This window comes from Variovorax sp. LjRoot175 (assembly GCF_964253805.1).
Classification (GTDB): domain Bacteria; phylum Pseudomonadota; class Gammaproteobacteria; order Burkholderiales; family Burkholderiaceae_C; genus Variovorax.
The window spans coordinates 320591-345166 of record NZ_CAXURY020000004.1 but is presented as its reverse complement, the minus strand read 5'-3'; the positions used below and the strand labels follow the sequence as shown (position 1 = coordinate 345166).

Annotated in this window: 26 protein-coding genes; 18 read left to right on the top strand and 8 right to left on the bottom strand. The window is 63.9% G+C overall.

The window, feature by feature from the left end; genetic code table 11:
- The first annotated feature begins 2 nt into the window (after window positions 1-2).
- The 3 genes from phnN to ACSQ89_RS42780 all read left to right on the top strand — a co-directional run bounded on the left by phnN (window position 3) and on the right by ACSQ89_RS42780 (window position 4335).
- Complete coding sequence (gene phnN, locus ACSQ89_RS42790; protein WP_436291955.1) at window positions 3-2141, top strand: phosphonate metabolism protein/1,5-bisphosphokinase (PRPP-forming) PhnN; 2139 nt, start codon at window positions 3-5, stop codon at window positions 2139-2141.
- Window positions 2142-2206: 65 nt separating this feature from the next.
- Window positions 2207-3121, top strand: a complete 915-nt coding sequence (locus tag ACSQ89_RS42785) for a Bug family tripartite tricarboxylate transporter substrate binding protein (protein WP_436291973.1) — start codon at window positions 2207-2209, stop codon at window positions 3119-3121.
- A 26-nt stretch (window positions 3122-3147) separates the two neighbouring features.
- Window positions 3148-4335 (top strand): porin, encoded by a 1188-nt coding sequence (locus ACSQ89_RS42780; protein ID WP_436298210.1) that lies wholly within the window; start codon window positions 3148-3150, stop codon window positions 4333-4335.
- A 178-nt stretch (window positions 4336-4513) separates the two neighbouring features.
- On the opposite strand, the gene ACSQ89_RS42775 is transcribed toward ACSQ89_RS42780, so the two are convergent.
- Both ACSQ89_RS42775 and ACSQ89_RS42770 read right to left on the bottom strand, forming a co-directional pair.
- A complete protein-coding gene (locus ACSQ89_RS42775; RefSeq protein WP_436291957.1) occupies window positions 4514-4903 on the bottom strand; it encodes a hypothetical protein in 390 nt (129 codons plus the stop codon).
- A 16-nt stretch (window positions 4904-4919) separates the two neighbouring features.
- Window positions 4920-6242, bottom strand: coding sequence for a vanadium-dependent haloperoxidase (locus ACSQ89_RS42770; RefSeq protein ID WP_436291958.1), 1323 nt, complete (start codon window positions 6240-6242; stop codon window positions 4920-4922).
- A gap of 221 nt (window positions 6243-6463) precedes the next feature.
- Here ACSQ89_RS42770 and ACSQ89_RS42765 point away from each other — a divergent pair, with 221 nt between their 5' ends.
- A complete protein-coding gene (locus tag ACSQ89_RS42765) occupies window positions 6464-8200 on the top strand; it encodes a winged helix-turn-helix domain-containing protein (protein WP_436291959.1) in 1737 nt (578 codons plus the stop codon).
- Between the two features lie 49 nt (window positions 8201-8249).
- Here ACSQ89_RS42765 and ACSQ89_RS42760 read toward each other — a convergent pair whose 3' ends face one another.
- A complete protein-coding gene (locus tag ACSQ89_RS42760) occupies window positions 8250-9335 on the bottom strand; it encodes an IS630 family transposase (RefSeq protein ID WP_436291960.1) in 1086 nt (361 codons plus the stop codon).
- Between the two features lie 454 nt (window positions 9336-9789).
- Here ACSQ89_RS42760 and ACSQ89_RS42755 point away from each other — a divergent pair, with 454 nt between their 5' ends.
- Entirely contained in the window at window positions 9790-10356 is a 567-nt protein-coding gene (locus ACSQ89_RS42755) for a hypothetical protein (protein ID WP_436291961.1), read from the top strand.
- A gap of 378 nt (window positions 10357-10734) precedes the next feature.
- Here the strand turns inward: ACSQ89_RS42755 and ACSQ89_RS42750 are convergent, their stop codons facing one another.
- Window positions 10735-11238: a hypothetical protein gene (locus ACSQ89_RS42750; RefSeq protein ID WP_436291962.1), complete on the bottom strand. Its 504-nt coding sequence runs from the start codon at window positions 11236-11238 to the stop codon at window positions 10735-10737.
- Between the two features lie 603 nt (window positions 11239-11841).
- Here ACSQ89_RS42750 and ACSQ89_RS42745 point away from each other — a divergent pair.
- Complete coding sequence (locus ACSQ89_RS42745; protein WP_436291963.1) at window positions 11842-12057, top strand: hypothetical protein; 216 nt, start codon at window positions 11842-11844, stop codon at window positions 12055-12057.
- Window positions 12058-12232: 175 nt separating this feature from the next.
- Here ACSQ89_RS42745 and ACSQ89_RS42740 read toward each other — a convergent pair whose 3' ends face one another.
- Window positions 12233-12496 (bottom strand): hypothetical protein, encoded by a 264-nt coding sequence (locus ACSQ89_RS42740; RefSeq protein WP_436291964.1) that lies wholly within the window; start codon window positions 12494-12496, stop codon window positions 12233-12235.
- A gap of 242 nt (window positions 12497-12738) precedes the next feature.
- Here ACSQ89_RS42740 and ACSQ89_RS42735 point away from each other — a divergent pair, with 242 nt between their 5' ends.
- Window positions 12739-14112, top strand: coding sequence for an amidohydrolase family protein (locus ACSQ89_RS42735; protein ID WP_436298209.1), 1374 nt, complete (start codon window positions 12739-12741; stop codon window positions 14110-14112).
- A 621-nt stretch (window positions 14113-14733) separates the two neighbouring features.
- Here ACSQ89_RS42735 and ACSQ89_RS42730 read toward each other — a convergent pair.
- Window positions 14734-15180: a hypothetical protein gene (locus tag ACSQ89_RS42730; RefSeq protein ID WP_436298208.1), complete on the bottom strand. Its 447-nt coding sequence runs from the start codon at window positions 15178-15180 to the stop codon at window positions 14734-14736.
- A 129-nt stretch (window positions 15181-15309) separates the two neighbouring features.
- On the opposite strand from ACSQ89_RS42730, the gene ACSQ89_RS42725 reads away from it, so the two are divergent.
- From ACSQ89_RS42725 to ACSQ89_RS42695, 7 genes are all read left to right on the top strand, one after another.
- On the top strand, window positions 15310-15609 hold the full coding sequence (locus ACSQ89_RS42725; RefSeq protein WP_436298207.1) for a hypothetical protein: 300 nt from the start codon (window positions 15310-15312) through the stop codon (window positions 15607-15609).
- 23 nt (window positions 15610-15632) lie between these two features.
- Entirely contained in the window at window positions 15633-16289 is a 657-nt protein-coding gene (locus ACSQ89_RS42720; RefSeq protein ID WP_436298206.1) for a hypothetical protein, read from the top strand.
- Between the two features lie 46 nt (window positions 16290-16335).
- Complete coding sequence (locus ACSQ89_RS42715) at window positions 16336-16653, top strand: hypothetical protein (RefSeq protein WP_436298205.1); 318 nt, start codon at window positions 16336-16338, stop codon at window positions 16651-16653.
- Window positions 16650-17255, top strand: coding sequence for a VRR-NUC domain-containing protein (locus ACSQ89_RS42710; RefSeq protein WP_436298204.1), 606 nt, complete (start codon window positions 16650-16652; stop codon window positions 17253-17255). The genes ACSQ89_RS42715 and ACSQ89_RS42710 overlap by 4 nt, the downstream gene beginning before the upstream one ends.
- Window positions 17252-17638, top strand: coding sequence for a hypothetical protein (locus tag ACSQ89_RS42705; RefSeq protein ID WP_436298203.1), 387 nt, complete (start codon window positions 17252-17254; stop codon window positions 17636-17638). Before ACSQ89_RS42710 ends, ACSQ89_RS42705 begins: the two co-directional genes overlap by 4 nt.
- Window positions 17639-17652: 14 nt before the next feature.
- Window positions 17653-18765, top strand: a complete 1113-nt coding sequence (locus tag ACSQ89_RS42700; protein ID WP_436298202.1) for an ATP-dependent DNA ligase — start codon at window positions 17653-17655, stop codon at window positions 18763-18765.
- A gap of 105 nt (window positions 18766-18870) precedes the next feature.
- A complete protein-coding gene (locus ACSQ89_RS42695) occupies window positions 18871-19524 on the top strand; it encodes a hypothetical protein (protein ID WP_436298201.1) in 654 nt (217 codons plus the stop codon).
- Between the two features lie 22 nt (window positions 19525-19546).
- Here ACSQ89_RS42695 and ACSQ89_RS42690 read toward each other — a convergent pair whose 3' ends face one another.
- Together ACSQ89_RS42690 and ACSQ89_RS42685 are read right to left on the bottom strand one after the other, a co-directional pair.
- Window positions 19547-20281, bottom strand: coding sequence for a hypothetical protein (locus ACSQ89_RS42690; protein WP_436298200.1), 735 nt, complete (start codon window positions 20279-20281; stop codon window positions 19547-19549).
- Between the two features lie 4 nt (window positions 20282-20285).
- Window positions 20286-20657 (bottom strand): hypothetical protein, encoded by a 372-nt coding sequence (locus ACSQ89_RS42685; protein WP_436298199.1) that lies wholly within the window; start codon window positions 20655-20657, stop codon window positions 20286-20288.
- Window positions 20658-21016: 359 nt separating this feature from the next.
- Here ACSQ89_RS42685 and ACSQ89_RS42680 point away from each other — a divergent pair, with 359 nt between their 5' ends.
- From ACSQ89_RS42680 to ACSQ89_RS42665, 4 genes are all read left to right on the top strand, one after another.
- Entirely contained in the window at window positions 21017-21472 is a 456-nt protein-coding gene (locus ACSQ89_RS42680) for a hypothetical protein (protein ID WP_436298198.1), read from the top strand.
- Window positions 21472-22362 (top strand): metallophosphoesterase, encoded by an 891-nt coding sequence (locus ACSQ89_RS42675; RefSeq protein WP_436298196.1) that lies wholly within the window; start codon window positions 21472-21474, stop codon window positions 22360-22362. Before ACSQ89_RS42680 ends, ACSQ89_RS42675 begins: the two co-directional genes overlap by 1 nt.
- A 298-nt stretch (window positions 22363-22660) precedes the next feature.
- The gene (locus ACSQ89_RS42670; RefSeq protein ID WP_436298195.1) at window positions 22661-23830 is read left to right on the top strand and encodes a CAP domain-containing protein; all 1170 of its coding nucleotides are present in this window, start codon (window positions 22661-22663) and stop codon (window positions 23828-23830) included.
- Window positions 23831-23918: 88 nt separating this feature from the next.
- Window positions 23919-24536 (top strand): LuxR C-terminal-related transcriptional regulator, encoded by a 618-nt coding sequence (locus ACSQ89_RS42665; RefSeq protein ID WP_436298194.1) that lies wholly within the window; start codon window positions 23919-23921, stop codon window positions 24534-24536.
- Window positions 24537-24576: the final 40 nt, after the last annotated feature.

Here is a 24576-nt window from a genome sequence, read left to right as displayed (position 1 = left end):
AAATGGAAAGCGGCACCTTCTTCCTCGTCGTCGGCCCGAGCGGCGCGGGGAAGGACTCGCTGATCGACGGCGCGCGACAGCGGCTGTCGGCGCAGGCGCGCCATGTCTTCGCCAAGCGCACGATCACGCGTCCGGCGGCGGCGCCGGGCGAAGACCATGAAAGCGTCTCGGCTGCGGAATTCGATCGACGCGAAAGCGCCGGGGACTTTCTGGTGACGTGGCGCGCGCACGGTCTGTGTTACGGCTTACCCGCGTCGTTGCGGACTGCGTTGGAGGCTGGGCAGCACGTGATCGCCAACGGTTCGCGCAGCGTCATCGCGCAGCTGTCGCAGTGCCTGGCACGCTTGGTCGTGATCGACGTAACGGCCGCGCCGGAAGTGCTGGCGAGGCGCATTGCCGCCCGGGGGCGCGAGCGTGAGGAAGAAACGCACCTGCGGCTGGCCCGGCGCGGCGAGTCGATTCCGGCATCGGTGCGCTCGCTCGGGGTGGACAACGACGCAAGCCTGGCCGAAGGCATCGACCACTTCGTTGAAGCGCTCGAATCGTTTTGCGGCTGGGCGACGATCCGGTGCCTGGAGATGCGCAGCGGCGCGGATCGGGTGGTTCATTTTTCATCCGTCCTGCCCGCATGGCACGGCGGCGAGCAGGTGGAACTGTCGGCCGTTGGCGGTCGCGGTATCTCGCGCGTGTGGGCCCGTGTCCATGTCGGCGGCGCCGGCACGGCGCTGGCGGCAGGCGAAGCCGGCTTGTCGCGCGAGACCTTCGAAGCGCTCGGTGCACCACAAGGCAGCCAAATCGCAGTGCGCGTGATTCCTGCAGCTCGAAGCCACGACCTGCTGGTGCGCAAGATACGCGGCGAAGCGCTGGGCGAAACGCAATACCGGAGGCTTCTGCGCGACATCGTGGAGGGACGGTACGCCGATCGCGAGCTGACGGCGTTCCTCGTCGCCGCGACGCAGCACCTGTCGGACGCGGAGGTCCTGAGCCTGGCCCGCGTGAGGACAAGCCTGGCGCATCGCTTGACGTGGAACGAGCGCATCGTCGTCGACAAACATTCGATGGGTGGCGTGCCCGGCAGCCGCATCACTCCGATCGTGGTCTCGTTGGTGGCGGCGCACGGCCTCACAATGCCGAAGACCTCGTCGCGCGCCATCACATCCGCTGCCGGAACGGCCGACGTCATGGAAGCCGTGGCGCGGGTCGATCTCACGGTCGAGGAGGTGCGGCGCTGCGTCGCAGAGGCACGCGCCTGCATCGCCTGGAATGGCCGCCTCAATCATTCAGTGCTGGACGAAGTGATGAACGCCGTGACCCGGCCGCTGGGCCTCGATTCGACCCGCTGGTCGGTGGCGTCGATCCTGTCGAAGAAGAAGGCGGCGGGCGCGACCCACGTCATCGTCGACCTGCCCTACGGTCCGTACGCGAAGCTGCGCACCGAGCACGCAGCGCTCGAGCTGGCGGCATTGTTCGAAGCCACGGGCGCTGGAATCGGCCTGCACGTGCGCGCGCTGGCAACCGACGGCAGCCGGCCCATCGGCCGGGGCATCGGTCCGGCGCTGGAGTTGCGCGACGTGCTGCTCGTGCTCGACAACCACGCGGACGCGCCCAACGACCTGCGCGAAAAGGCCTTGCGCTTTGCCGGCCAAATCCTGGCCTGGGATCCGTCGGTGGGCTCGGCAGAGAAGGGATGCGCGGCGGCGCAGGCGCTGTTGCAATCGGGCGCGGCGCGGCGCACCTTCGCACGGATCGTCGAGGCGCAGGGAGCGCACGACGAGCCGGCGCGTCCGAGCGCGCTGACCTATGCCGTGCGCGCGGAGCATGGCGGGGTGGTGAGCGGGATCGACGGCTGGACCATTGCCGGCATCGCGAGGCTGGCCGGTGCGCCGGTCGACAAAGGCAGCGGCATCGACCTGCTGTGCCAGGTCGGCGAGGTGGTGCGGGTCGGCGATCCGCTGTATCGCATCCATGCCGCGACCTCCGACAGCCTGGCTGCGTGCGTGGCGCTGGTGCAAAGTGCGTATCCGGACGGTGAATCCGCGAGAGCGATTGAAATTGCAGCCGAGCGGCCGCAGGCTCAGGCAGTGCGCGGCGGCAGCTCGGCAGCGGCATCCAAGTGGGTCAACGAAAGGAATCGGGCATGAAGCAATGCAACCGTCTGGTCGGGCTCGCAACGTTCGTCGTCGCCTGCCTACAGGTGCCTTTCGCGATGGCCGGCGAGAGCAGCGAGGCGGCGGCAAAACCGATCGAGCTCACCGTGACCTTTCCGCCGGGCGGCGGCACGGACGTGCTCGCACGGCTGATCGGCAACCACACGGCCGACAGCCTGGGCAGGGCCTCGGTCGTCGAGAATCGTCCCGGTGCGAGCGGCAACCTGGGCGCCCGCTATGTCGCCGGGCGGCCGGCGGACGGGGGTTCCCTATTGATGGTGAACAGTTCGTTTGCGATCAATCCCGGCGTGTTCAGGACGCTGCCCTTCAATCCGAAGACCGACTTCGTCGCCATCATCAACGTGGCCTACGTCGCCACCGTGATGGTCGTGCCGGCGGATTCGCCCTACAAGACCTTCGCCGACGTCATGGCGGCGGCCAAGCCGAAAGAAAACACGGTGTCCTTCGGCTCGTGCGGGAGCGGCACGCCGCAGCATCTCGCAGGCGAACTCATCAACCTGCGAGCCGGCGTCCACATGCTGCACGTCCCGTACAAGGGCTGCGGACCGGCGCTGAACGACATCGTCGGCGGCCAGATTCCCATCGCTCTCGTCACTGCATCCAGCGCCATGCCACTGGTCAAGGGCGGCAAGCTGAGAGCACTGGCCATTTCGTCGAAGGAGCGATTCAGCCAATTGCCCAACGTTCCGACGGTCGCGGAGCAAGGGCTGCCGGGCTACGAACTCAACCAATGGCACGGCCTGCTCGCACCCAAGGGCACGTCCGTCGACGTCCAAAAGCGCCTCTACGAAGGATTCGCAAAGATCCTGATGCGCAGCGACGTGCAGAAGGTCCTGAGCGACCTGGGCTACACGCCGGCAAGCGATGGGCCCGAGGCATTCCAGAAGATCGTGAACAGCGACATCGATCGATTCGCCGAGATCGCCAAGCGCATCGGTTTGACCGCCGACTAGCCGACTACAACTCCGGAGCTACTTGAATGGGAAAAAAAATCGTCTCGCTCACGGCCATGGCTGTCGCCGGCGCCGCGTCGGCGCAATCTTCAGTCACTGTGTTCGGGCTCGTCGATGCGGCGGTCAGCGGCTTCTCGAACCGCTCCGAAGACGCGCGAGGCGCCAGAGGCAGCGTCAAGGTCAGCCGAACCGCGCTCACGAGCGGCGCCTACAACAGCAGCCGGCTCGGTTTCCGGGGAACCGAAGATCTTGGCGGTGGATTGGCGGCCGGATTCTGGCTCGAGGCTCCCATCACCAACGACGACGGGCAGACCGGCGTTGCATTGTTCTCGCGGCGTTCGACCCTGAGCTTGTCGGGCGGCTTCGGCGAAATCAGGCTGGGTCGCGACTACACGCCCATCTTCTTCAACGACGCAGCGCTCGACCCGTTCGGCGCGGTGGGTACAGGAACCAACCTCCTCTTCACGGCGAACACCACGAACCCAGCGGGCGGTGCAGGCGGATTCGGGAACAGCACGAGCTACAACCGCGCCAGCAACAGCATCGGTTACTTTCTTCCGCCGAAGCTGGGCGGGTTCTACGGGCAGGCCATCTACGCCTTTCACGAGCAGACGAAATACGCGCCGAGCACCCTGACGCCGGCCGCCGCGAACAATTCGCGCACGGGCCGCTATGTCGGCGCGCGATTCGGCTACGCGTCGGGACCCGTCGACGTCGCATTGGCCTTTGGCAACGCCAACACAGGCGACCAGTTCTTCGCCGGCACCACCGATTCGGTCAAGACGCTCAGCCTTGGCGCCTCGTACGACTTCGGACCCGCGAAGCTGTTTGGCGAAGTTTCGCGTTCCAGTTTCCAGCGCGATGTCGAAGTGCCTCCACTGGTGCCGTTCAATGACACGAAGCTGCGCGGCTATCTGCTGGGCATCACCGTTCCGATTGGCGTGGGTCTGATCCGGGCCTCCTATGCCAGGGTCAGGTACGACCAGGCCTCCGGCGCGAGGCACACATCTCCCGGTGACCCACGCACCAGCAAGGTCGCGCTGGGCTACGTCCACAACCTGTCCAAGCGAACCGCCCTCTACGCGACACTGGCCAGAGTAAGCAACAAGAATGGCTCAGCGCTGACGACCGGAGGGCCCGCATTCATCAGCACTTCGCCCTTCACCCCCAGGGCCTCGACGGGCTACGACCTGGGAATTCGCCACGCGTTCTAGGCTTGGGAAACGTACGGTTGGGGCCCCTTCGCGCCCTTCGACTACCAGACCTGAACTTCGGCTTCGCAGCGGAAGCCGTCCTTCGCAACGCAACGCCCTACGACTTAGATCGGCCAAGAACGGACATTCCGGTGTCGAGCCTGCTGAAGGCCGCGCGAGTCTGACTGGACACCTTGGGCTACTCAAACTCGATCTCGGCCACCAGCGGCGAATCAGGGTCCTTGCTGATCGCATTCGCGAGTGCGCCGCCCTGACGAAACCAGTAGCGGCAACCCGTGCGGGCGAGCATGGTCACGCACATCAAGCCGTCGGTTCGAACGATCCAGGTTCCGGAAGCGCTGCCCGGCCCGCTCTTGTTGGCGAACTCGACACTGCCATTCGGTAGGAAAACCCAGTGCGACACCATGCCGGTCGACAGATTCCTCGACTCGAGGCCCTTGCCAATGAGAACGCGCTCGATGTCGACCTTGCTGAGATAGATGCGCTCCTCTGCAGCGGTCACCTCGCCGGATGGCGGGAAGAGCCCCATCCAGCTGAACAACATCGACGCGAAGATTCGGGTTCGCATGGCTCAATCCAATTGATCATCGCGCCAGAAAGTTCCGTTGCAACGCCCACTGGGCCACGCTGGTTCCAAGCTCTGCGCCACGAAGCGTCGAGTTTCGAAAATGCATTCCACCGTAGACGCGGGCGTCGCACACCTCGTCCACCATGGCGTGAGTCGTCTTGAAACGGCGCGTGGTGCCGGTCACCGTGCTGTCGAGGGTGAATTCGACCTGGTCGGTGCGGTAGTAAGTCTTGAGGGTTTCGGCCATTGCCGCCGTGATGCAGCCATGGGCTGCAGGGTATTCAGGGTGATTGGGGGTCGGCACCACGGGCGTCCATGTCGCGTCGGGCGTCGTGGCCGGGTTGCGGTCCGTGTCAGCCAACGGGATGGCGCTTTGCGGCCGCCAGAATTCGTAGTGGTACTTCGACTCGAAGCAGGCGATGCCGGCATCGGCCTCGACCACGAACAGCATGGCCAGCAAACGCGCCTGATCGACCAGGCTGGCGTCGCTCATGGCAAACCGGCGCAGGTTGCGCTGCCAATAGCGTGGCGGGGCCTCCGTGTAGAACCTGGCGATTTCAAGTTGGACGTCGGTGCGCGAGCTGCCGACCGCGGCGCCCAGCAAGCGCGTTTCATTGAGATCGATGGCGTAGACCTCGCTGTCGAGCGCGGGCGGCGGAGGCGTGCGGAACTGCGAGGCACTGGTCATCGCAAACGGCTTGATGAACGGCCCGTTGCGGTTGATCGGGTTCACGCCCCGAAAGCGCCCTGGTTCCGTGCCCGGCACATAGGGTGCCAGCGCCACCGAGCGACCGTCGTCGCCACGCAGCGCAAGCATCGCGCTCGCCGCTCCGGTGCCCACGGCGACGCCCTCGGACTTGGCCGCGTCGTCAGGGAGCGACGCCAGGAAGCTGTCGTAGGCTGCTTGATACTGGGCCGATCTGTTCGGGAACATTCCCTTCAGCACACCGTGGGCCGCCGCGCCGATCGCTGCTTGCTGGGACACAACCGAGCCGGAAACGACTTGCGTCAGGCCCCCGTATTGTTGGTATTGCCCGGTGATCGCAGCGAGCGCGTTGTAGATGGCCAGATGAACCACGGCAAGGTCCACTGCATCGGACGGCCGCTGTTCGGCCGGTGACCCGGTGGCAGTAGCGGGGAGGTTGACGGTGTCGCTCGCCACCTCGTTCCAGTAGGTCACCGCGTTGGGTCCCGTCACGATGACCTTGACGGGTGGCACCGCAGAGAATCCCGCGCCCCCGCCGGCCGAGCCGCCGCCGCCACCGCCACCGCAAGCCGGGACCATGGCAAGGATTGCGGCCAGCGCACCGGCCATCACGCCCGTCAGGTGTTTGTTCATTGACTACCCCTTCGCGGACCCTGCGAACTTGAGCGGGCGCCGCCAGGCCACCTTAGGCGCGGCGGGTGGAATCACCACGATCAAACCCCGATGAACAGCCGATGAATCGCCGAGGAGGCGACGCCTGAAAGCCTTCCACGTCGACGTAAACGGGAGGAAAATCCCCTGGCGGATTGCGGCACCGACATGACGGGCGCCTGCGGATCCGAGAAGGCGGATCCATGAACGACGGGCAATCGACCATCCATGAGCGAGTTCCGCCCGCGCCCACACCATCGCGAGCTCGAGTCGGGATTCCGGCGGTCGTTCAATTCGCCAACTTCGAGTTTGATTTCGAGCGCGACCGGTTGCGACTGGACGGCTCGCCGATACCGCTTAGCCCCAAGCCAAGCGCGCTGCTGCGCTATTTCCTGGCGAATCCCCAACGCCTCATCAGCAGGGCCGAACTGATGGAGAGTCTGTGGGCGGACGTCGTGGTGACGGACGACTCGCTCGTGCAGTGCGTCGGCGACCTGCGAAGCCGGCTGGGCGATCAGGGCGCGAAGTTGATCACCACGATGCCGCGGCGCGGTTACATGTTCGAGGCGGACGTTCGGCCTGCCGACCTGATCGAGCCCCGCCATCCCACGCGAACGACAGACACGACAGTGGCGGCGCCAACCGTGCCGGCAGCATCACCCAGGCGTCATGGCAAGCGCGGCCTTGTGGCAGCCGTCGCGCTGGGGGCGTTCGTGATCGCCGGCGGCTCCATCTATATCGGATCGGCGTCGCCGCCGCTTCGCATCGACGAAGAGATCGCAAGACGCCATTCCATTGTCCTGATCCCGTTCCAGGACAACGGCACAATGCCCGCACCTGCGAATGTTCGGAACGGGCTCGTGGATGAGATTGCCGCCCAGCTTTCAGAGCGGCAGAGCGCGAAGGTCATTCGCTCGACATCGCCCGCCGGCGCGCGGTACGCGATGAGCGGTCGAATCGCCGCACACGGGCGTGGCGTCGCGATCGACACGCAGGTCAAGACGATTCCCGAAGGGGACATCGTTTGGTCGGAGCACTTCGAGTATGCCGATGCGAATGATCCGGGGCTGAACGTCGACGTCGCTCTTCGTGCCGTCAGCAGCCTCAGGCTGCGTCAGTCGGAGATGCACAAAGCGAGGGTGAGTCGGCCCGGCTACCAGTTCGACCCCGCGGACCTCGCGATGTCGGGATGGGAGGACATTGACCGGCGCCAGTCCATGGAAGACGTCAAGAGAGGTCGGGAGCGTTTCGAGGCGGCCTTGCGCGCCGACCCGGATTCCGTGGTCGCACTGACGGGCCTGGGTGCAGCGCTCATGTCCGAGCGCTTTGGCCATTCCGGCGAGGCTCCGCTTGAAGATCTTGCCGCCTCCGAGCGCGTTGCTGCACGCGCCCTGGCCATCGCACCGAACAACACTGTCGCGCTCATCAATTGGGCCAATGTGCTGCTGTTTCGCGGCCAACCGGACTTGGCGCTCCCTGTTTACGAGAAGGCGATGCTGCGTTCGCCTTCAAACCCGAACGCGCGCCTGAGGTATGCGACGGCGCTGCAACTCAACGGCCGTGCCGCGGAGATGCAGCCGCACATAGACAGCGCCATGCGGATTGGCTATCGGGACTCGCGGATCATGGCCTCGGCATTCTTCGTGGCGTCGAACGCCGCATTCACACTGGAAGACGACGAAAAGGCCTATGCGCTCGCACGACGATCATTGGCGGAAAGGCCGAACTTCGGTCTTTCCTATGCAATGCGGGCGTCGATCGATGCGCTGCACGGCCGCCAGGCAGATGCTGAGAAGAACATGGCGGAGCACCGCAAGCTGATGCCGCACAACACGATCGAGCGGTACGTCATCAATAATCCTGCCGGTGCCGACAGCTACCTGGCCAGCCGCAACAGGTTTGTCGCAGGCATGCGCGCGGCAGGCCTGCCGGAGCGATAGCGTTGACACATCCACTATGCGCATCCGGCTCTGTCGGAGCCGCCGCCCGCTAGTGTAGTGTTCCATTCTGTTTGGAACTTAAGCGGCGATTGGCACGAATGACCTTCTGCAGGATGTCGCGAGCGCTCTTGGTCCAGATAAACGGCTTGGGCTTGATGTTGTGATGCGCGACATACTCGTCGATGGCAGCGACGAGTTCGGGCACGCTGGTGAACACGCCTCGGCGCAGCCGCTCGGTGGTGATGTCGCGGAAGAACCGCTCGACCATGTTCAGCCACGACGCCGAGGTGGGCGTGAAGTGCATGTTGAAGCGCGGGTGCTTGGCCAGCCACTCCTGCACGGCCGGATGCTTGTGCGTGGCGTAGTTGTCGGCAATCAGATGCAGCGTCTTGCCCTTGGGCGTTTGGCGATCGATTTGGCGCAGGAACTTCAGCCACTCGATGTGGGTGTGGTGCTGCTGGCACTGGCCGATGACCTGGCCGTCCAGCACGTTGAGCGCGGCAAACAGCGTGGTCGTGCCGTTGCGCTTGTAATCGTGCGTCATGGTGGCCGCGCGCCCCTTCTTCAGCGGCAGTCCGGGCTGCGTGCGGTCCAGCGCCTGCACCTGGCTCTTCTCGTCGCAGCACAGCACCAGGGCGTGCTCGGGTGGCGACATGTACAGCCCCACGATGTCTTCGAGCTTCTGGACGAACAACGGATCGCGCGAGACCTTGAAGCCGCGCACGATGTGCGGCTTCAAGCCGTGGGCGTGCCAATGCCGCATGACGGTGCTGGCGCTGACGCCCAACTCGGCGCCCATCTTGCGCGTGCTCCAGTGCGTGGCCGCCTCGGGCGTGCTCTGGGTCGTCAACGCCACCAGGCGAGCAACGTCCACCTTCACCGGCGGCACCCCGCGTGGCAGATCGCGCTCGATGCCCGCAAGCCTCGACTCGAGATAGCGCTCACGCCAGCGCGACACCTGCACCCGGCCCACGCCCACCTGCGCGGCAATCTCCTTGTTCTGCAGCCCCTGCGAAGCCAGCAACACGATGCGCGCGCGCAGCGCCAGCCTCACGCTGGTGAGCTTGGAACGAGCCAGCCGCGTCAACTCGGCTCGCTCCTCATCGGTCAGCACAATCTCGGGGGCCACTCGCACTTGCGTTCTCCACTCTGCTTCGTAGTAGAGCATCGGAGACCCGCCCTTCAATTAAGTTCCCACAAGCGCGCAACACTACACTAGCCTTCGGTAGACCGCGACGCAAGCAGTGAAGTACTTCTTGGCAGGACATTCCGCGCCGTGGTTGAGCGGTTCCTTCGTCGTTCGGGAGGGACAGCAGAAGCCCGCCAGTCCATGCCCTGACCCCGCGTTCAACTGCCACTGAAAATCTGCTTGCCGCAGACGTCAACTTCCGGTTGGGGCCCCAAGCTCCCCGGTAGCGACCGGCTACAGTCGGCCAGCACCGGACCTTGGGTGCAGGAGCTCAGCTGGACGCGACAACCTGACATTTTGGTAGGTACGCCCATCGCCCTCGCCATCGGCGCGTACCCACGGTAAGCTGGCGTCCGGCGCTCGCCGTCACTATCAGCACCTTAGAAGCCAAGGAGTCCCGATGGCCGCGTCAGACGTTTCCATGCTCGCCGCAAAGCTTGATGCGACGCAGTCAGATCTAGCTCTGGCGCGCGGCAAGATAGAGAAGCTGGACGAGCGGCTCGGGAAGTTGGAGCGCTGGCTCATTGGGCTAGCGATCGCGGCAGGAATCATGGGGCTGGCCGGTGCGTTCGGCTGGAACATCGTAAGTGCTGCTCGGAGTGAACTCTCCGAGCTCACGACCCGGATCCAGACCGAGCGGACGGCGGTAGATCGGTTGGTCGCGCGCGTGCAGGGCGATTTGGCCAACACTGCAGACGCGGCTATTCGTGAAGCCTTGCAGCGCAGTGATGTCGGAGGCCGCCTGATCAGGGTCGAAGGGCGGCTTGCCGCTGTTGGGACCGAAGAACGGCCGGCTGATGCATCCGCACGATTTGGCGGTCAAAGCGCGACTCCCATGGACGCCATTTGCCCAGCCGGTCATGTGGCAAAGGGCTTGAAGATGCTGGCTGGAGGAACGTGTGGGGGTTCGTGCAATTCGGACGGCAGGCCAATTTCCTTCTTTCAATTGATATGCGTAAAGCAGTAGCGCTGGGTTCTAACCCCTCCCAGTAGACGTTCCAAAGGCGCTTCGCGCCCTTTGCCCCGCTGCTCATGTCGAACGGTAGACGGCTGTCGGCCAGAAGCGGCCGGTCGCTCATCCATCAGCTATGTCCGCTCAAGGACTGGCAGCCGCCGGTCATCGCCGGTCGTGTTGAGGGGGAGAACCGGCTCCTGCCGAACCCCTGATGAGATAGTCTGCGTCCGAGACGCGCCCCTTCAAAGGCTCGCGACCGTGCCTTCGGAAAGCTTCGCGGTTGTGGAGAGGGTCTTCGAAAAGTGGGAGGGCGAACAAACCTGGCGCAACGGCGTCGCCGGGTTCCGACGGCTGCGTCGAAATGGATGATGTGAGGGGTGGCTTCGAGGTTTAGTCCACGGTCATTTCGATCACAAACTGACCGGCTCCGATGCTCCGGTACGTGGAGGTGAATGACTTGCCGGCAAGTGACGACGCCGTGCCCGCTGCGACCTTGTAGACACCCTTTGCAGTCCCAGAAAAGCCCGTCACTTTGCCGTCAGCCATGGTCAACGACGACTTAGCCTCAGTCAGCACATAGACCGCCGACATGCCCGGCTTGCGAATCACGCCGCCCCCTGTCAGCATCACGGAGCTGCCCTTGTCCGCCTCCCAGATGTTCGTTCCTGTCGAGACGGAGCCATCGAAGGGCCCTCCCTGGTTCTGACAGATGTATTGGATGACCGAATAGGTGTGCCCTTCACGGTCGCCGACAGGTTCTGGTGGAGCTACTCCAATGGACATGCACGTAGATTTTTGCGTGATCTTCGTCGGCGTCTGCGCAAACGTACCGGCAGAAAGCATCATCACCACGATGAAGGCTGACAGCTTTGTCATTCGCAATGCGTAGTTCATGGTTGTTCCTTCTTTCAGCAAGGCCACATGAACGCTGCGCTTCAATGCGGCCTCAAACTGTCATCCACTTGCGCAGCGCTCACCATCATCCGCTTGACCACGCGCGTGCTCAAGGGTGAACTCGGCAACTGTCACTCCGGCGTTACGCCGCCGCGCCTAGCGTGCGCTTTCTCCACCTGTGGGCAAACCAAGGACCACCGGCGCCAAATCTGGGGGTCGGGCCAACATCAAAGACCGCTTCCGTGCGTTCCGGAGATTCACCGCGAGACCTTCAAGGACTGCAACGGGCCCTACCCGGCCCTACGCAAGCGGCCGTCGTTCGGCAGATGTGCAGCGAATGCGGTCCTCCGATCCGGTGCACGCGAATGCCCTCCAGCGGCGAATCGAAAATGTTGTCGTCAACCGTGAAGTATTTCCTATTCGGAGGTTGCTGCGCAGCCCTCGGTGCGTTGGGGTGTTGTAGAGCGGCGCTGACGCGCCCATGATGAAGTCTCTCGTGGGAACCTTTTCCAAGGAGGTCGACCACCGACCTATTGCCCCGACTGGAAACAGCCGGGGCTTTTTCTTACGCGTTGCGCCTTCGGCTGGTCGTAGAGTGCTCCAATGAACCGCTTCACAGATCTACTCAACTCAATTCCCGTCGGCCGAGCGTTCTCGCTCTATGCCAAAGACATCGGCATGGAGCCCGAAGAGTTTCACGACTTTGTGAGTTCAAGCCTCAACACCAGCACGGTGGGCTACACCGCGTCGAACCCCCACCAAGAGAACGAATCTGGCTTCGGGCGTTATGACCTGGTGGTGATTACGCGAACCGAATAGGGCTCTCGTCCATTGCCCCGCGCCGCCCCTTGAGGCGATTTTCTCGTTCTGTAGTCTCTGAAACTATGGCTCAGTTGAGGGCCCTAAGACTTAGCGCTTCTCCAAGGTCGGCCAGCGACCTTGTTGCCCCGACTGCAACGGCCGGGGCTTTTTCGTTGGGTCTTCGCGCAGCGTCTCAGCGCCTGTCTGCAGCTTTCAACCAGTCATTCCCGAGCGGTGTCAGATGACCCGCCTTGACTGTCCACGGTAGTCCGCGTGTGTCGCGCCCTTTGGAGGGGGTTACAACGGTCCCGATGGTGTAGCCCTGTCGTTCGGCACGGAAGGCAAGTTCTGCAATCTCGTTCAGCTTTGCTTGAGAGCCAGGGTCGTCAGTATCAAGCGAGTAGGCAGTTTTTCCGGCCGCGATCGCGCCCAAGAATTCGCTCAAATTGGTAGGCATAGAAACCCTCTCGGTGAGAAGCCGTCATCTTGCGCTGAATTCCGCAACTTGCGACTGCGGCCCAATTTCGCCGTGTAGCTCGCAAAAGGCAGAGCGACGGGTTACCGCGGGCGTACCAGCTTGTGTTCGTGGGCCGAGCCCCGCGGCGCGGAGCAGAATCGGGGAGGTCTCGTCGAAACCAAGGGGGCTCATGGCGCCGTTGGCGGGCCGGCGGGGCTTCTTGATCAAACCGGGGGACCACCATGCATGACAGCGACCCTGAGGGCAAGCGCCTTCCCATCAAGCTCGACAGCACCTCGAATGGCGAGTTCGCACCGGTGTCGCTGTGGCCGGCGAACATCGAAGCCAACCGCCTCGCACACGAGGCCGCGGCAACGAACGCGAAGCGGCTGGGATGCTCGAAGCGAGCGTTCCTGACCTCGTCCTGTGGCGCAGCCAGCACGCTGCTGGCCTTCAACGCGGCCAACGCCGCTGCCGGAAGGACCGGCGGCTTCTTCGAGCTGCCCCGCGACACCGCGCTGGATATGCAGCTCGCGCGCACGCAGGTCGGCCCCGCCAGGCAGGAGTTCATCCTCGACGTCCAGGGCCACTTCATCGACACGCCGAAAGGCAATTCGAAGAGCGCGGAAGTCTTCCTCAAGGACGTGTTCATGGACAGCGACACCGACGTGATGGTGCTGTCCTTCGTGCCCTCCGCTCGCGACACCGAACCGGTCACGATCCAGGCCGCCGATGAGGTCCGCAGGCTGGTCGACAAGCTCGAGGGAACGCACCGGCTGCTGCTGCATGGACGCGTCAACCCGAACCAGCCCGGAGACCTCGAGGGCATGGACGAGTTGCACGAGAAGTGGGGCATCAGCGCCTGGAAGACCTACACGCAGTATGGACCGAACGGCAAGGGCTACTTCCTGCACGACGACGTCGGCATCCGGTTCATCGAGAAGGCTCGCGCACTGGGCGTCAAGAACATCTGCATCCACAAGGGCCTGCCGTTCGGACCACGCTCCTACGAGCACAGCCAGTGCAGCGACATCGGCGTCGTCGCCAGGCGTTACCCAGACGTGAACTTCCTGATCTATCACTCGGGCTTCGTCAGCACGGTGACCGAAAAGGCCTACGACGCAAGCGGCAAGAGCGACGGCATCGACACGCTGATTACGTCCTTGCGCAAACACCAGGTCAAGCCGAACAGCAACGTCTATGCGGAGCTGGGCAGCACGTGGCGCTTCCTAATGCGTGACCCCGAACAGGCGGCTCACGCCCTGGGGAAACTGATCGTCGCGTGCGGCGAGAACAACGTGCTGTGGGGCACGGATTCGATCTGGTACGGCTCACCGCAGGACCAGATCCAAGCCTTCCGGACGTTCCAGATCTCGGCCGAACTGCGCGAACGGCATGGCTATCCCGAGATGACGCCTGCGCTGAGGGCCAAGATATTCGGTCTCAACGCCGCGAACGTGTACGGCTTGACGCCGACGGAAGTGAAGCGATACACCGCCCGCGACTCGGTCGCCCGAAAGCGCATGGCCTACCTGGAGAAACCCGATCCTCACTTCAGGACCTACGGGCCAAAGACGCGACGCGAGTTCCTCAGGGTGTTCGATCCCGCTGGCTGAGCAGCGCAGGGGAGACTGTTGGCGGAAGACGCTCTCCCCCGGTACGTCTCAACGACTGGTTTCCGCTCGAACCGTCGTTCGACCGACGCCGCGCGAGGGGCCGCAATCAGTCTAGAGCGGCAGTCGCGGTCGTCGGCGTGGCCAAGGATGGGAGATCTGGCGTGCGACTGACCTTGATGTGAACTAGGCGCGAGCCCTTACCAGAACTCCACCAGGGCCGCGAACGCGCCGCCAGTGGCGTCAATTCGAGCCGGGCGCTCAAGTCGTCAGCGGTCGCGTTCGGCGACGAATTTCGATCTCGTATTCATGGGCGTAGCCCCGTGCGTTTAGCGCACCCTGGAGGTGCCTGCCGGCGCCAGTCGAGCGCACGCTCCCGCAGATGGGCGTCGGAGAGTGCACCGGGCTCAGTCATTCGGACGATTTTGCCGTGGCCGCCGCTTCTCTCGCGTGAGCGTATGCGTTCTTCGGCGGCTTTGCGCGCCGCGCGCGGCGCACCGGCATCAGCGCCCCCGCCTGCCGCCCCAACCGGCGTGCGAACGCGGCGGACTTTATTGTTTCGCTCGGCGGACTTTATTCTTTCCGACGAACTTTATTGTGTTTCAAGATAAAGCTGCCACGCCATCAGCCCCGCGGCCTGATCCCCACTTCCGGGTCCGCGTCGTACGGCCAGCCCAGCTCGTAGCTGCCCAGCGGCGCCGGCGCTGAATCGTTCGCCGCACGCCGATCGCCGGCCCTGCGCACGATCGGCAAATACGCATCCCACTGCACGGCCGTCAGCGCTAGTTCGTCGATCTTCTCGCGGGTCGCGCTGGCCGGTACCGACAGCTTAAACCGCTCAAGCGTCCGGGATTCCATCGCTTCCGAGTTCGACATTTTCAGGAAGGCGCCGTCGGCCTCGGCCGCCGTCGGAAACCAACAGGCCGACATGCTGCCCGAGGGCGAGCCTGGGTCCACCGCAATGCAGTGCACAGTCTTCAGGATCGGCGTAGGGCCGGACGCGGCAGACCGCGTTTGTCGAGGAACGTCGCGGCCCGTGGTGTTTGAGAATCGGTACATTGTCTTGCGCATTTAATCTCAGTATCGGTATTCTGTTGCGAACTAAACATTTCTCAACAGATTTCTGATATCGAGCAGAATCCTCTCGGAACTCGACCCGATCAAGCCACCTCCCCAGTACGCATCGCATCGAGCGCCACCATGACCATCTTCGACTTCACCATCAGCATGGATATCGTCTGCGCCGCCATCAGCATGATCGGCAGCCTGCTTGTGGCTCGTTACGACCGGTGGTCCTATCTCGGTTGGCTGTGCTGGCTGGCTGCGAACGTGCTCTGGATCGTCTGGGCGTTCACAACGCCGGCCGCGCCCGTCTGGGGCGTTGTTGCACAGAACGCCTTCTTCTTCTGGACGAGCATCAAAGGCTACCTCGCCTGCCGCAAGGCGATGAGGGCCGACGGAGCGACTGCAGCCAACGCCGTCGCGACCGCCCTTAGTTGACCGTCCCCACCTTTCCGAATCGCATGACCTTGCTGAACCTGAACCTCCGTAGCCTTCCCACGCCGAAGATCGAGGCCCTTCGCGACGCGTTCGAGAGCCAACTGCGCACCAACCTGCTGCAGGGGCTGCCTGAAGAGACCAGTCGCCAGTTGCTCGAGCGCACCGGGTCCGGCTACGTCGAAGCTCACATCGACGCAGCCTGGAACGGCTTTCAGTGGGGCGGCGATCACGTGCGCGGCCTGGTGCAAGACGCGCTGCAGCACCTGGAGAGCCACCGCGAGGTCCGCAAGCCGGGCGACGCGCCAGCGGACCCTGCCCGCCCGAACGCCGAAGTCGTGGCCGCCTCATACGAGCCGACCAAGAAGAACGAGACCGTCGACTGGTCTCTTCCGCTCTTCGACAGCGACGGCTACCCCCATCGCCTCGTCGAGCTCGGATCGATCCAGGTTGTGACGAAATACTCGTTCGTGTTCGTCGTGTGGGACCGCAAGACGCTGGAGATGCAGAACAACCCCAGCCCGGACTCTCTGAAGATTGGCAACACGCCGATGCCCGAAGAAGAGCGCGAGCGCCGAAGCATGGTGGGCGCGGCCCTGCTGGGCGAACTTCACGCTCAGGCCGCTCAGCAGGCGGCCGAGGAAGACCAGGACGACGAGCGCAGCGAAGCGCCGCGCGGTTGAACCGGTGATTGACGTCCCCGTCATCGCCATGTTCACGGCAGCGGTCGTGAGCGGCTTCATCGGCGCACTTGTCGGTGGCGCGTTCGTCATCCGATCTTTGCGCACTGGCCGCATCGAGGTTCGCGCCGTCGAGTTGCCGCGCCGCGTCATCGCGCTGGACAGTCTCCAGGTCTCGGTGGAGTTCAATAGCAAAGGCGATCGCATCGTTGCGAAGACGGACCACACGGTTCGCATGAACTCGCTCGAGGCGTCGGTTGTCCAGGACTGGCTTGACGACAATGACTTGGTGGTCCAGTTCAAGGGGCCTGACAAGGACGTCAAGGTGCCGGCCAAGGCCCGCAGGCCATGGCAGGACACGCAGTGAGCGCCGGCACAGGCCGCGCATTCGAGCGGTGGAGTGTCGAACGCTACCGGGCGGAGATGGGCCTGACCCCCGCCGGGTCTACTGGGCACGCGCCAGCATCTCGCGCGAATCAGCGCGTTCAAGGAGGCGCTCTCGACGCGCTCACATCCGCGCTCGCAGCCAGCGCCAGCAAGATCTCGCCCGCCCAAGCGCCCGACTCCGCCAAGAAGCGCAGGAAGGTCTCCCTCGTCAGCGGCCAACCGAGCGAAGAGGACATCCATCGGGCGTGCGCTGACTGGGTGTTTGCGCATGAGGGGCGCTATCCGGTCCTGCGGTGGCTGATGCATGTGCCCAACGGTGGATTGAGAAAACGCGGAGAGGCCGGGAAGCTGCGCGCCATGGGCGTGCGGAAGGGCGTTTCGGACTGGATCCTCCCGTTTCCCAGTCCGACCGGTCGCTATCCCGGCCTGGCCATCGAGGTGAAGTCGCACCGCGGAACCGTGAGCGACGAGCAGCAAGAATTTCTGGATGACTCAGCCGAGGCCGGCTGGCTGACCGCGGTCGTCCGTTCCAGCGAAGAATTTGAAGCAGTGGTGATGAGATGGATCGCAAACAGAACGTGATCGACGAGCATGCGCGCAGGCGCATCGGCGAGGCAATGAACGAACCCCCTGACGTCGTCTGGCGCGTCATGGATCACGAGGAGACGCATTGCGCCAAGGAGTTCAACCGGACGAACTCCAAGCTGCCCGAGAAGGATTGCAAGGCCTGGGTCGCCGAGCGCAACAAGCTCCACCCGGAATACAAGCGCGGCGCCGGGCTCCACGCGAAGCCCGTCGAGGTTTTTCCAAACTACCTGGGATTGACCAGCGCCGGCGCACGCTTCATCAACTGGGGGCTGATGCAGCTGGACTGCTCCGGCCGCGAGAACCTCGAGACCCGAATGCTCGGTGGCGAAACCGTAGTGATCGCGCTCGCCGCCATCCTTTTCCCCGAACCAACCTGACACCCCGGTAAACGATGTCCACCCTCGAGCAAACCCCTCAATCCAGCTTCCTCTACTTCACGGGCAACGGCTCGGACAAGGTCTACCAGGCCCATCTTCGGCAGAAGGATGCTGGCTGGGTCGTCGACTATGGCAACGGCCCCCGCGGTGGCACGCTGCGCACCGGCACCAAGACCGCGTCGCCCGTCCAGTTCGAAGCCGCCAAGAAGCTCTACGAGAAGCTCGTGAAGGAGAAGACTCGGGATGGCTACACCACTGACCAGTCCGGGACCCTCTACACGTCGAGCGACCTGGCCGGCCGAAAGAGCGGCGAGCTGCCACAGCTCCCATCAGCGATCAGCGAGGAAGAAGCCGAGGCCCTATTCTGTGACCCTGCCTGGGGCCTGCAACGCAAGGAGGACGGCGAGAACCGTTTTGTCCTGTGCGAGGACGGTGCGGTGCGCGGCACGAACCGGCGCGGCCTCTTCGTCGACATTCCCCAGCACTGGGTCGGCCTGGCTTCGTCCGGCCGCACCGTCATCCCGGGCGAGCATGTAGGCGACCGCTTCATGGCGTTCGACCTGCTGGAGTGCATGGGTCAGGACTTCCGCGGCATGTCCTTCCTGGAGCGATTCGACCAGCTGCAGATGATGGCCCGCGACGTCCCCTGGATGGAAGTCATTGAGCTCGAGGTCACTACCGAGGGCAAGCGTCGGCGCGCCGCCGAAATCCTCGCGGCGAATGGCGAGGGTTTCGTGTTCAAGCGCCTTGACGCGAGTTTCGCCGCTGGGCGCAGCGCCGATTGCCTGAAGTTCAAGTTCACCGAGTCGGCCACATGCCAGGTCCTGCAGCAGAACGCCCAGCGCTCCGTCGCCGTCGGCCTGCGCGACGACACCGGCGCCCTGATCGAATTGGGTAACGTCACGATCCCGCCCAGTGCTGCCATGCCCATCGTGGGCAGCCTGGTCGAAGTGCGTTACCTCTATCGCTACGATGGCGGCAAGTTCGAGCAGCCGGTCTACAAGAGCCCGCGGCCGGACATGACCGAGGAGGCGGCCGTGCTATCGCAGGTCACTCGCATCAAGGTACGAGGGGAATCTGACGAAGCCGTCGAGCCCGAGGAGGAGGTCGTTAGGCCGCGCTGCTGAGCCTTGGTGCCTCGGCCTCAACTGGACGTCCGGCTCTTCAGGTGCAATGATGCGCGGGCGCCTGCCCGCCTGCTATCAGAAGGTGCTCGAACACTGGAGTAGCCGATGCCGTATCTTTACAGGGCCTTCTATCCGGATAGCTCCTCCGCTCCGCCGGGTCCACGCCTCAGCGATCGAATCGCCACTGCGGCAATCTTGGTCATTGTCCTCGCCGCCTTCCTCGGCTTGTTGGGCTACGGCCTGATCGTCGTACTTGGGATCGCGAAAGAGATGCTGGTCGCAGCTCTCACTTTGACGGGCGGGCTGGTCACGGCGGTCTTCACCTACTCGTTCCAGAGGAGCAAGGACCTTGAGCTGGCCGGCGTGCAAAGAGCTCGCGAACTCGAAGCTACCGAGCGCAAGACCAAGCAGGAAAACTACGTTGCAGTCGTCACCGCGCTTGCCCCGTATTTGTACAAGGCCGACTACGACAAAGACAAATCCGAGGACGCCTTCAAGACAGCCATTTTGAGGAGCTGGGTGGTCGGGTCGGAGGCGGTTGTACAGGCGATGCTGCGCTTTCATGCTGAATCGTCACCTGAGTCATTGGATCGCGTCCTATACGCGATGCGGGAGGACCTTATGGGCATGGGCCAAGCCGATAGGCTGATCGGAATGTCGCCAAGCGATCAGCTTTTTCCGCCTCGACCTCCGGCGGAGCCGCCCACAAGTCCGTTCCGCTCACGCGAGCAATCCGGGGCACCCCAAGCCAATCGGTAGCCACTGGGACGGAGTCGGGCCGCTACCGCCCTTCGCTGGGCCCGCCGATCATGTACTGGTGATAGCTCAGAACCACTTGGTGGTACCCCTCCCGCCGGTCTTTGGTGCACGCGGGGTGAAAAGCGTTGATGAAGATCCGGTCCCCCAACTTGTGAACTCGGCTCGACACCTTCTCGAGCCCCGGAAAGACGTGCTCTTTCACCATCGGGTATGTGCCACCAAGCACCACAATCTCTGGCTGGATGATCTCCACCTGCCGCCTCAGTTGCTCGGCATACCTGCCTGCGTGCACTCCCACTTCCTCGGTAGCAGTGCGCCCTCCTGAGGACTTCTTGAGATTGATAAACGCGCACGCCAGCATTGCAGACCTCCGCGCGCGATGGGCTTCCTCGTATCCAGGCACTTCGCCGGTGTACGTGAGCAGCCCATGGGCCCAGCGCCCGAGGTTGTGAAAGGTCGGCCGATCCCACAGCTTGCTTGTTGACCCTGGCTTGGCCGCGTCCCGTAAGAGCTTGTCCATTGGGCCCTTCTCTCCTTCGTAGCCATTCGTCTCTTTGAGCACAAACAGGATCCTGCGTTTCGATGCGCGCCACGCCTCCTCCAAAACAATACCGTCCCCGACGAAATGCCCCGCCTCGGCAAGGACCAGCGGGCGCCATTCATCGAACAGCGCGTTCATGGCTTCCGCCCTGTCTGCAGTGGCCCCCGGCTCGGAGTCAGTCGGCGCGGTACGGGGGTTCATCGCATCGACATGCATGGGGCTACTCCACCTTCCCGGCAACGCGGTCGAGCAGCCGGCGCATCTCCAGCAGCCCGGCCTCCTCCTCGAGCCCGTCGTCCGCGACCTCGCCGCCGATCCAGCTGCGCTCGAACATGACTTTCAGCCAGACCTCGCCGAAGCCCTTGTAGAGCGGGAGCATCCGCACGTTCGGGTGCGACAGCATCGTCGAGACGAACTCGCGTGGCGGCTGGCGCAGAAAGGGCCGCATGGTCAGGTGCCTGGGGAGATGCACGCCGGCAGGATGGGCAATGCCGGTCGTCAGATCCGTGCGCATCGTCCTTGCGACCAGATGGCCGAACTCAGGGAACGGGCAGACGGGCTTCGCGTCGAAGTTGAACGACAGGTAGGCCAAGTTCCAGGCTTCCAGGTCATGCTTGAGGGCGGGTATTGTGCTCGGCCCCCGGAACTCGCCATCGATGGTTCGGCCGTACGCTTCGATCGGCTTGGCTGAGTATCTCAATGGGGCGCCTCGTTCATGGGCGCGAATCTACCAAAGTCACCAAGGGGCCCCGCCGCGGGTGCAGTGTTCCTCCCACACAACAAATGAACGCGTTGACGCTCCGAGACGTCCCAGAGGGAGCGCCAAGATCTGCCGTCCCAGCGGCCCTTTATTTCGCTACAGTCTATTTGCGCGAACGTAAACGCACGCCCCCGCGAACGGATATTTGCCATCGTGCTGGACCGCCCAGCACTGCGTCCAAGGATTTCCTCATGACCTCAACGAGCCTCGACCTCTTCGGCGCGCCCGAAACGGCCGGCGCACCGGCCCCTGCCAGAGAAGGCCGGCCGTCTTCGATGACCCTGACCGGCACTGGGCAACCTCCCGAATGGGGTCCCTACACGCTGGACATCGTCTTTGCCAACCGCAAGGCCTATCGGAAGTCGCTGACGTCCGCTTCCAGCGCTGAGCTCGTGCGCGCCCTGTGGGACTATGCGATCGCGCGCCATGAATCCTTGATGGCCAGGCGCGCTGCCGGCGGCGCTCAGGCAGTCTTGTCGGGCCACCGCAACCTCAACGACAAGCTGGACCTGGCGCTGCGTCTGATCGAGAGCCACTGCATCGACGTCGGAGACATTCCGGCAGCCCGCGAGTTCGGCCCACAGATCGACCTGCGCCACCTGGCCGGCGAATCCCCCTTTCCTGTCAGCGACGGCGCTGCCCGCTGATGGAGCACCTCGAACCCGCCCAGCTGGCGCAGCTGCGCGTCGAACTCGCCACGATCGCTGCGGCCTCGCCGCGCTTCGTGCGCCTGGCGGAGAACCGGATCGGCCGTGATTTCGTCATCGGAGACGCGCACGGCGCTTTCGACCTGGTGTGGCGGGCCATGAAGCTCGCCGGCTTCGACCCTACCCGTGACCGCCTCGCCAGCGTCGGCGACCTGGTGGACCGCGGCGAGGGCTCTCACCGGGCCGGCCGTTTTCTGGCCCAGCCCTACGTCCATGCGGTGCGGGGCAACCACGAGGATGACCTAGTCGACCTGCACCTGAAGAGCGACGACCCGGACGAGATCCTGGAAGTTCTTACCCGCATCAACTTCAACGGGATGGGCTGGCTCGCCAAGCTGAGCGCGCTGGGCCGCGTCGAGTTGTTGAAGCGCTTCGCTGCCCTGCCCTATGCCATCGAAGTCCAGACCGCCCGCGGAACCGTCGGCATCCTTCACGGCGAAGTCCCCCGCGGCATGGATTGGGAGGAGTTCGTGTCAGGTCTGGAGGATCGCGAGCCGACGGTGCTCGAGTCTTGCCTTCGCGGGCGCAAGCGTCTGAAGCATGGAGACACGCGAGGCGTGCCGGGCATCGGACGGATCTTCGCGGGCCACACGCCCCAGTTCGGCGGCGCCGCGCGCCTGGGCAATGTGTACGCGATCGACACTGGCGCTGTATTCGCCGAGGTTGCGGACAGGCCTGGCGCCGCGCTCACCATCGCGAACATGGCGTTCCAGACGAGCACGCTGGCGAGCCCGCGCTCGCAGGGCATCGTGCGTCTGAACGATCAGGTCACTGATGCGCCGTTCGGGGCCTATGCCGAGGTCGAGCAAGCCAGCCCTCAACGAGGCTGAGCTGCTCCCTCTCTTTCCAGCCATCTAGACCTCAGGCCAAGGGCGCTCATACGGCCAGGCGCCGCCCGCGGTTCTACTGCAGCGATGCATGGGCGGGTCAATTTCGACTTCAAGCCGGCGTCGGGACGCAGCGCATCAACAACGAGAATTCGCTGCACCGGCAGGTGCCGACTACTACTAAGTGAATATGCGCGAGATGCAAACTACACGATCTGTGCAACTTTTTTGAGCTGTGACCTTTCGCGTTTTATGTCCGCACCGATACTATGAATCGTCATTAATTCTTTTGGATGGTTACATGAAGAAGAAGGTTCTCTCCCCCATCGTTCTGGCTCTGGCAACCCTCGCGCTGGTTGCTTGCGGCGGTGGTGGTGGTGGCGGTGATTTCGCCGGTGTTCCGATCGCAGCGACCCCGACAGCTCCAGCTGGTGACCCCGCTGGCACTCCCCAGCAGCCGCAGAATCCGAACGGCGAACAGCCGGCCGTCCCACCCGAGCCGACGTCCGGTGACTCCACGCTCGTAACGAGCATCAATGCCGCCAGCTACACCGGCGGTTCGGAAGAGCTGGCAGCTTTCACGCAGCTCAACGCCGAGCGTCAGAAGTGCGGCTTCGGTCTGCTGCAACAGAGCACGCAACTGGATACTGCCGCGACTGGTCATGCGAACTACCTGCTCCGCAACAACATGGCCGGTCATTTCCAGAACCCTGCCGACCCGTTCTTCACCGGCAACAACGCGCTCGACCGCGCCAATGCTGCTGGCTATTCGCCGGCACTCGTGCTGGACGACAATTCAGACACCACCGGCGCCGGCGCAAATGTGATCACGGGACGTGGCCTGGAAGCCCTCCGCGGCCTCTTGAGCGCTCCGTACCACTCGCTGAGCCTCCTGAGCCCGGAGCTTGACGTCGGCATCTCGATCATGAGCAGCGACACGACCGGCACGACCGGTACCCACGGTCCTCGCTCGATTTCACAGTTCAACCTGGCCCTCGCTGCGGGTTCGTCATCGCAGAAGCCCAACAGCGCGGCGGTGCAAACCTTCCCGTGCCAGGGTACGGTCGGCACCGCACACACGCTGCGTAACGAGAGCCCGAACCCGATTCCGGGTCGTGACTTGAACGCCCTTCCGATCGGACAGCCGATCATGGTGGCGGTGCGTCCGGGCCAGGGCATCGCAATCTCGAGCGCTTCACTGAAGGTGAAGTCGAGCGGCGCGGTCGTCGCACTCCGACCGGTCATGACGAAGCAGAACGACCCCAACGGCATGCTGAACCCCAGCCAGGCCGTGCTCATGCCTGACGCGCCGCTGGCGCCGAACACCGAGTACGAAGTCAGCCTGGTCGGCAACAACACCACGCTGACCTTTGACGGCACGAACTGGAACAGCACTGGCACGAACCCGGCGATCACCTCCAATTCGACTGGTGCCTTCAGCAAGACGTTCACGTTCACCACGGGAAGCTAAGCGGCCGCGCCGCCCTTCACCGTCTGTCGCCATCCCTGAGAAGGTCGAATACCTTCTCGCGGATGGCGTATTTCATTGGAGCAACGAAATGATCAATGTGGGGATCCTGGATGAACGGCCCATCGTTCGTGCGGGACTGGAACTCTTTCTGGGCGAAGATCGGGAACTGACGTTCGCCGGCCACACGGGCGATTCAGACGACATGCGCCGCCTTGTGCAGGCCCACGGGCTTCACGTACTTGTCTGCGCGCTTCAGAGCTCGGTGGACGCGATCATGTCGACGCGTGAAGAAGCGCCCGATCTCGCGATCCTCCTCCTCTCGGACGGCCCCGCGGACGAACTGGTTCTGAAGGCGATACGCATGGGCGCGAAGGGTCACCTCCAGACCGACGCCCGCCGCGCCGACTTCGTTGATGCCATCCGCACTGTCGCCAGCGGCCGCACCTACCTTTCCGCATCACTTGCCGCGGAGCTCATCGGCAAGGAACAGCCTGCGGCCAAGTCTCCGCATGAAACGCTCTCGGAACGAGAGTTCCAAGTGTTCATGAAGCTGGCTCAGGGGAGGAGCGCCGGCGAAATTGGCAAGGCACTGACCCTCAGCGTCAAAACCGTGGCGACCTACCGGAGCCGGGTCATGGAGAAGATGCAGCTGACCAGCAACAGTGACCTCACGTACTACGCCATGAAGAATCGGCTCATCGAGTGACCTGGCCGCACGAATAGAAAAAGCCGCCTCGAGGGCGGCT

Excerpts from the sequence above, each read along its gene's own strand:
- phnN (WP_436291955.1), top strand. The coding sequence starts at position 3 with ATGGAAAGCGGCACCTTCTTCCTCGTCGTCGGCCCGAGCGGCGCGGGG.
- ACSQ89_RS42785 (WP_436291973.1), top strand. The coding sequence starts at position 2,207 with ATGGCCGGCGAGAGCAGCGAGGCGGCGGCAAAACCGATCGAGCTCACC.
- ACSQ89_RS42780 (WP_436298210.1), top strand. The coding sequence starts at position 3,148 with ATGGGAAAAAAAATCGTCTCGCTCACGGCCATGGCTGTCGCCGGCGCC.
- ACSQ89_RS42775 (WP_436291957.1), bottom strand. The coding sequence starts at position 4,903 with ATGCGAACCCGAATCTTCGCGTCGATGTTGTTCAGCTGGATGGGGCTC.
- ACSQ89_RS42770 (WP_436291958.1), bottom strand. The coding sequence starts at position 6,242 with ATGAACAAACACCTGACGGGCGTGATGGCCGGTGCGCTGGCCGCAATC.
- ACSQ89_RS42765 (WP_436291959.1), top strand. The coding sequence starts at position 6,464 with ATGAACGACGGGCAATCGACCATCCATGAGCGAGTTCCGCCCGCGCCC.
- ACSQ89_RS42755 (WP_436291961.1), top strand. The coding sequence starts at position 9,790 with ATGGCCGCGTCAGACGTTTCCATGCTCGCCGCAAAGCTTGATGCGACG.
- ACSQ89_RS42750 (WP_436291962.1), bottom strand. The coding sequence starts at position 11,238 with ATGAACTACGCATTGCGAATGACAAAGCTGTCAGCCTTCATCGTGGTG.
- ACSQ89_RS42745 (WP_436291963.1), top strand. The coding sequence starts at position 11,842 with ATGAACCGCTTCACAGATCTACTCAACTCAATTCCCGTCGGCCGAGCG.
- ACSQ89_RS42740 (WP_436291964.1), bottom strand. The coding sequence starts at position 12,496 with ATGCCTACCAATTTGAGCGAATTCTTGGGCGCGATCGCGGCCGGAAAA.
- ACSQ89_RS42735 (WP_436298209.1), top strand. The coding sequence starts at position 12,739 with ATGCATGACAGCGACCCTGAGGGCAAGCGCCTTCCCATCAAGCTCGAC.
- ACSQ89_RS42730 (WP_436298208.1), bottom strand. The coding sequence starts at position 15,180 with ATGCGCAAGACAATGTACCGATTCTCAAACACCACGGGCCGCGACGTT.
- ACSQ89_RS42725 (WP_436298207.1), top strand. The coding sequence starts at position 15,310 with ATGACCATCTTCGACTTCACCATCAGCATGGATATCGTCTGCGCCGCC.
- ACSQ89_RS42720 (WP_436298206.1), top strand. The coding sequence starts at position 15,633 with ATGACCTTGCTGAACCTGAACCTCCGTAGCCTTCCCACGCCGAAGATC.
- ACSQ89_RS42700 (WP_436298202.1), top strand. The coding sequence starts at position 17,653 with ATGTCCACCCTCGAGCAAACCCCTCAATCCAGCTTCCTCTACTTCACG.
- ACSQ89_RS42695 (WP_436298201.1), top strand. The coding sequence starts at position 18,871 with ATGCCGTATCTTTACAGGGCCTTCTATCCGGATAGCTCCTCCGCTCCG.
- ACSQ89_RS42690 (WP_436298200.1), bottom strand. The coding sequence starts at position 20,281 with ATGCATGTCGATGCGATGAACCCCCGTACCGCGCCGACTGACTCCGAG.
- ACSQ89_RS42680 (WP_436298198.1), top strand. The coding sequence starts at position 21,017 with ATGACCTCAACGAGCCTCGACCTCTTCGGCGCGCCCGAAACGGCCGGC.
- ACSQ89_RS42675 (WP_436298196.1), top strand. The coding sequence starts at position 21,472 with ATGGAGCACCTCGAACCCGCCCAGCTGGCGCAGCTGCGCGTCGAACTC.
- ACSQ89_RS42670 (WP_436298195.1), top strand. The coding sequence starts at position 22,661 with ATGAAGAAGAAGGTTCTCTCCCCCATCGTTCTGGCTCTGGCAACCCTC.
- ACSQ89_RS42665 (WP_436298194.1), top strand. The coding sequence starts at position 23,919 with ATGATCAATGTGGGGATCCTGGATGAACGGCCCATCGTTCGTGCGGGA.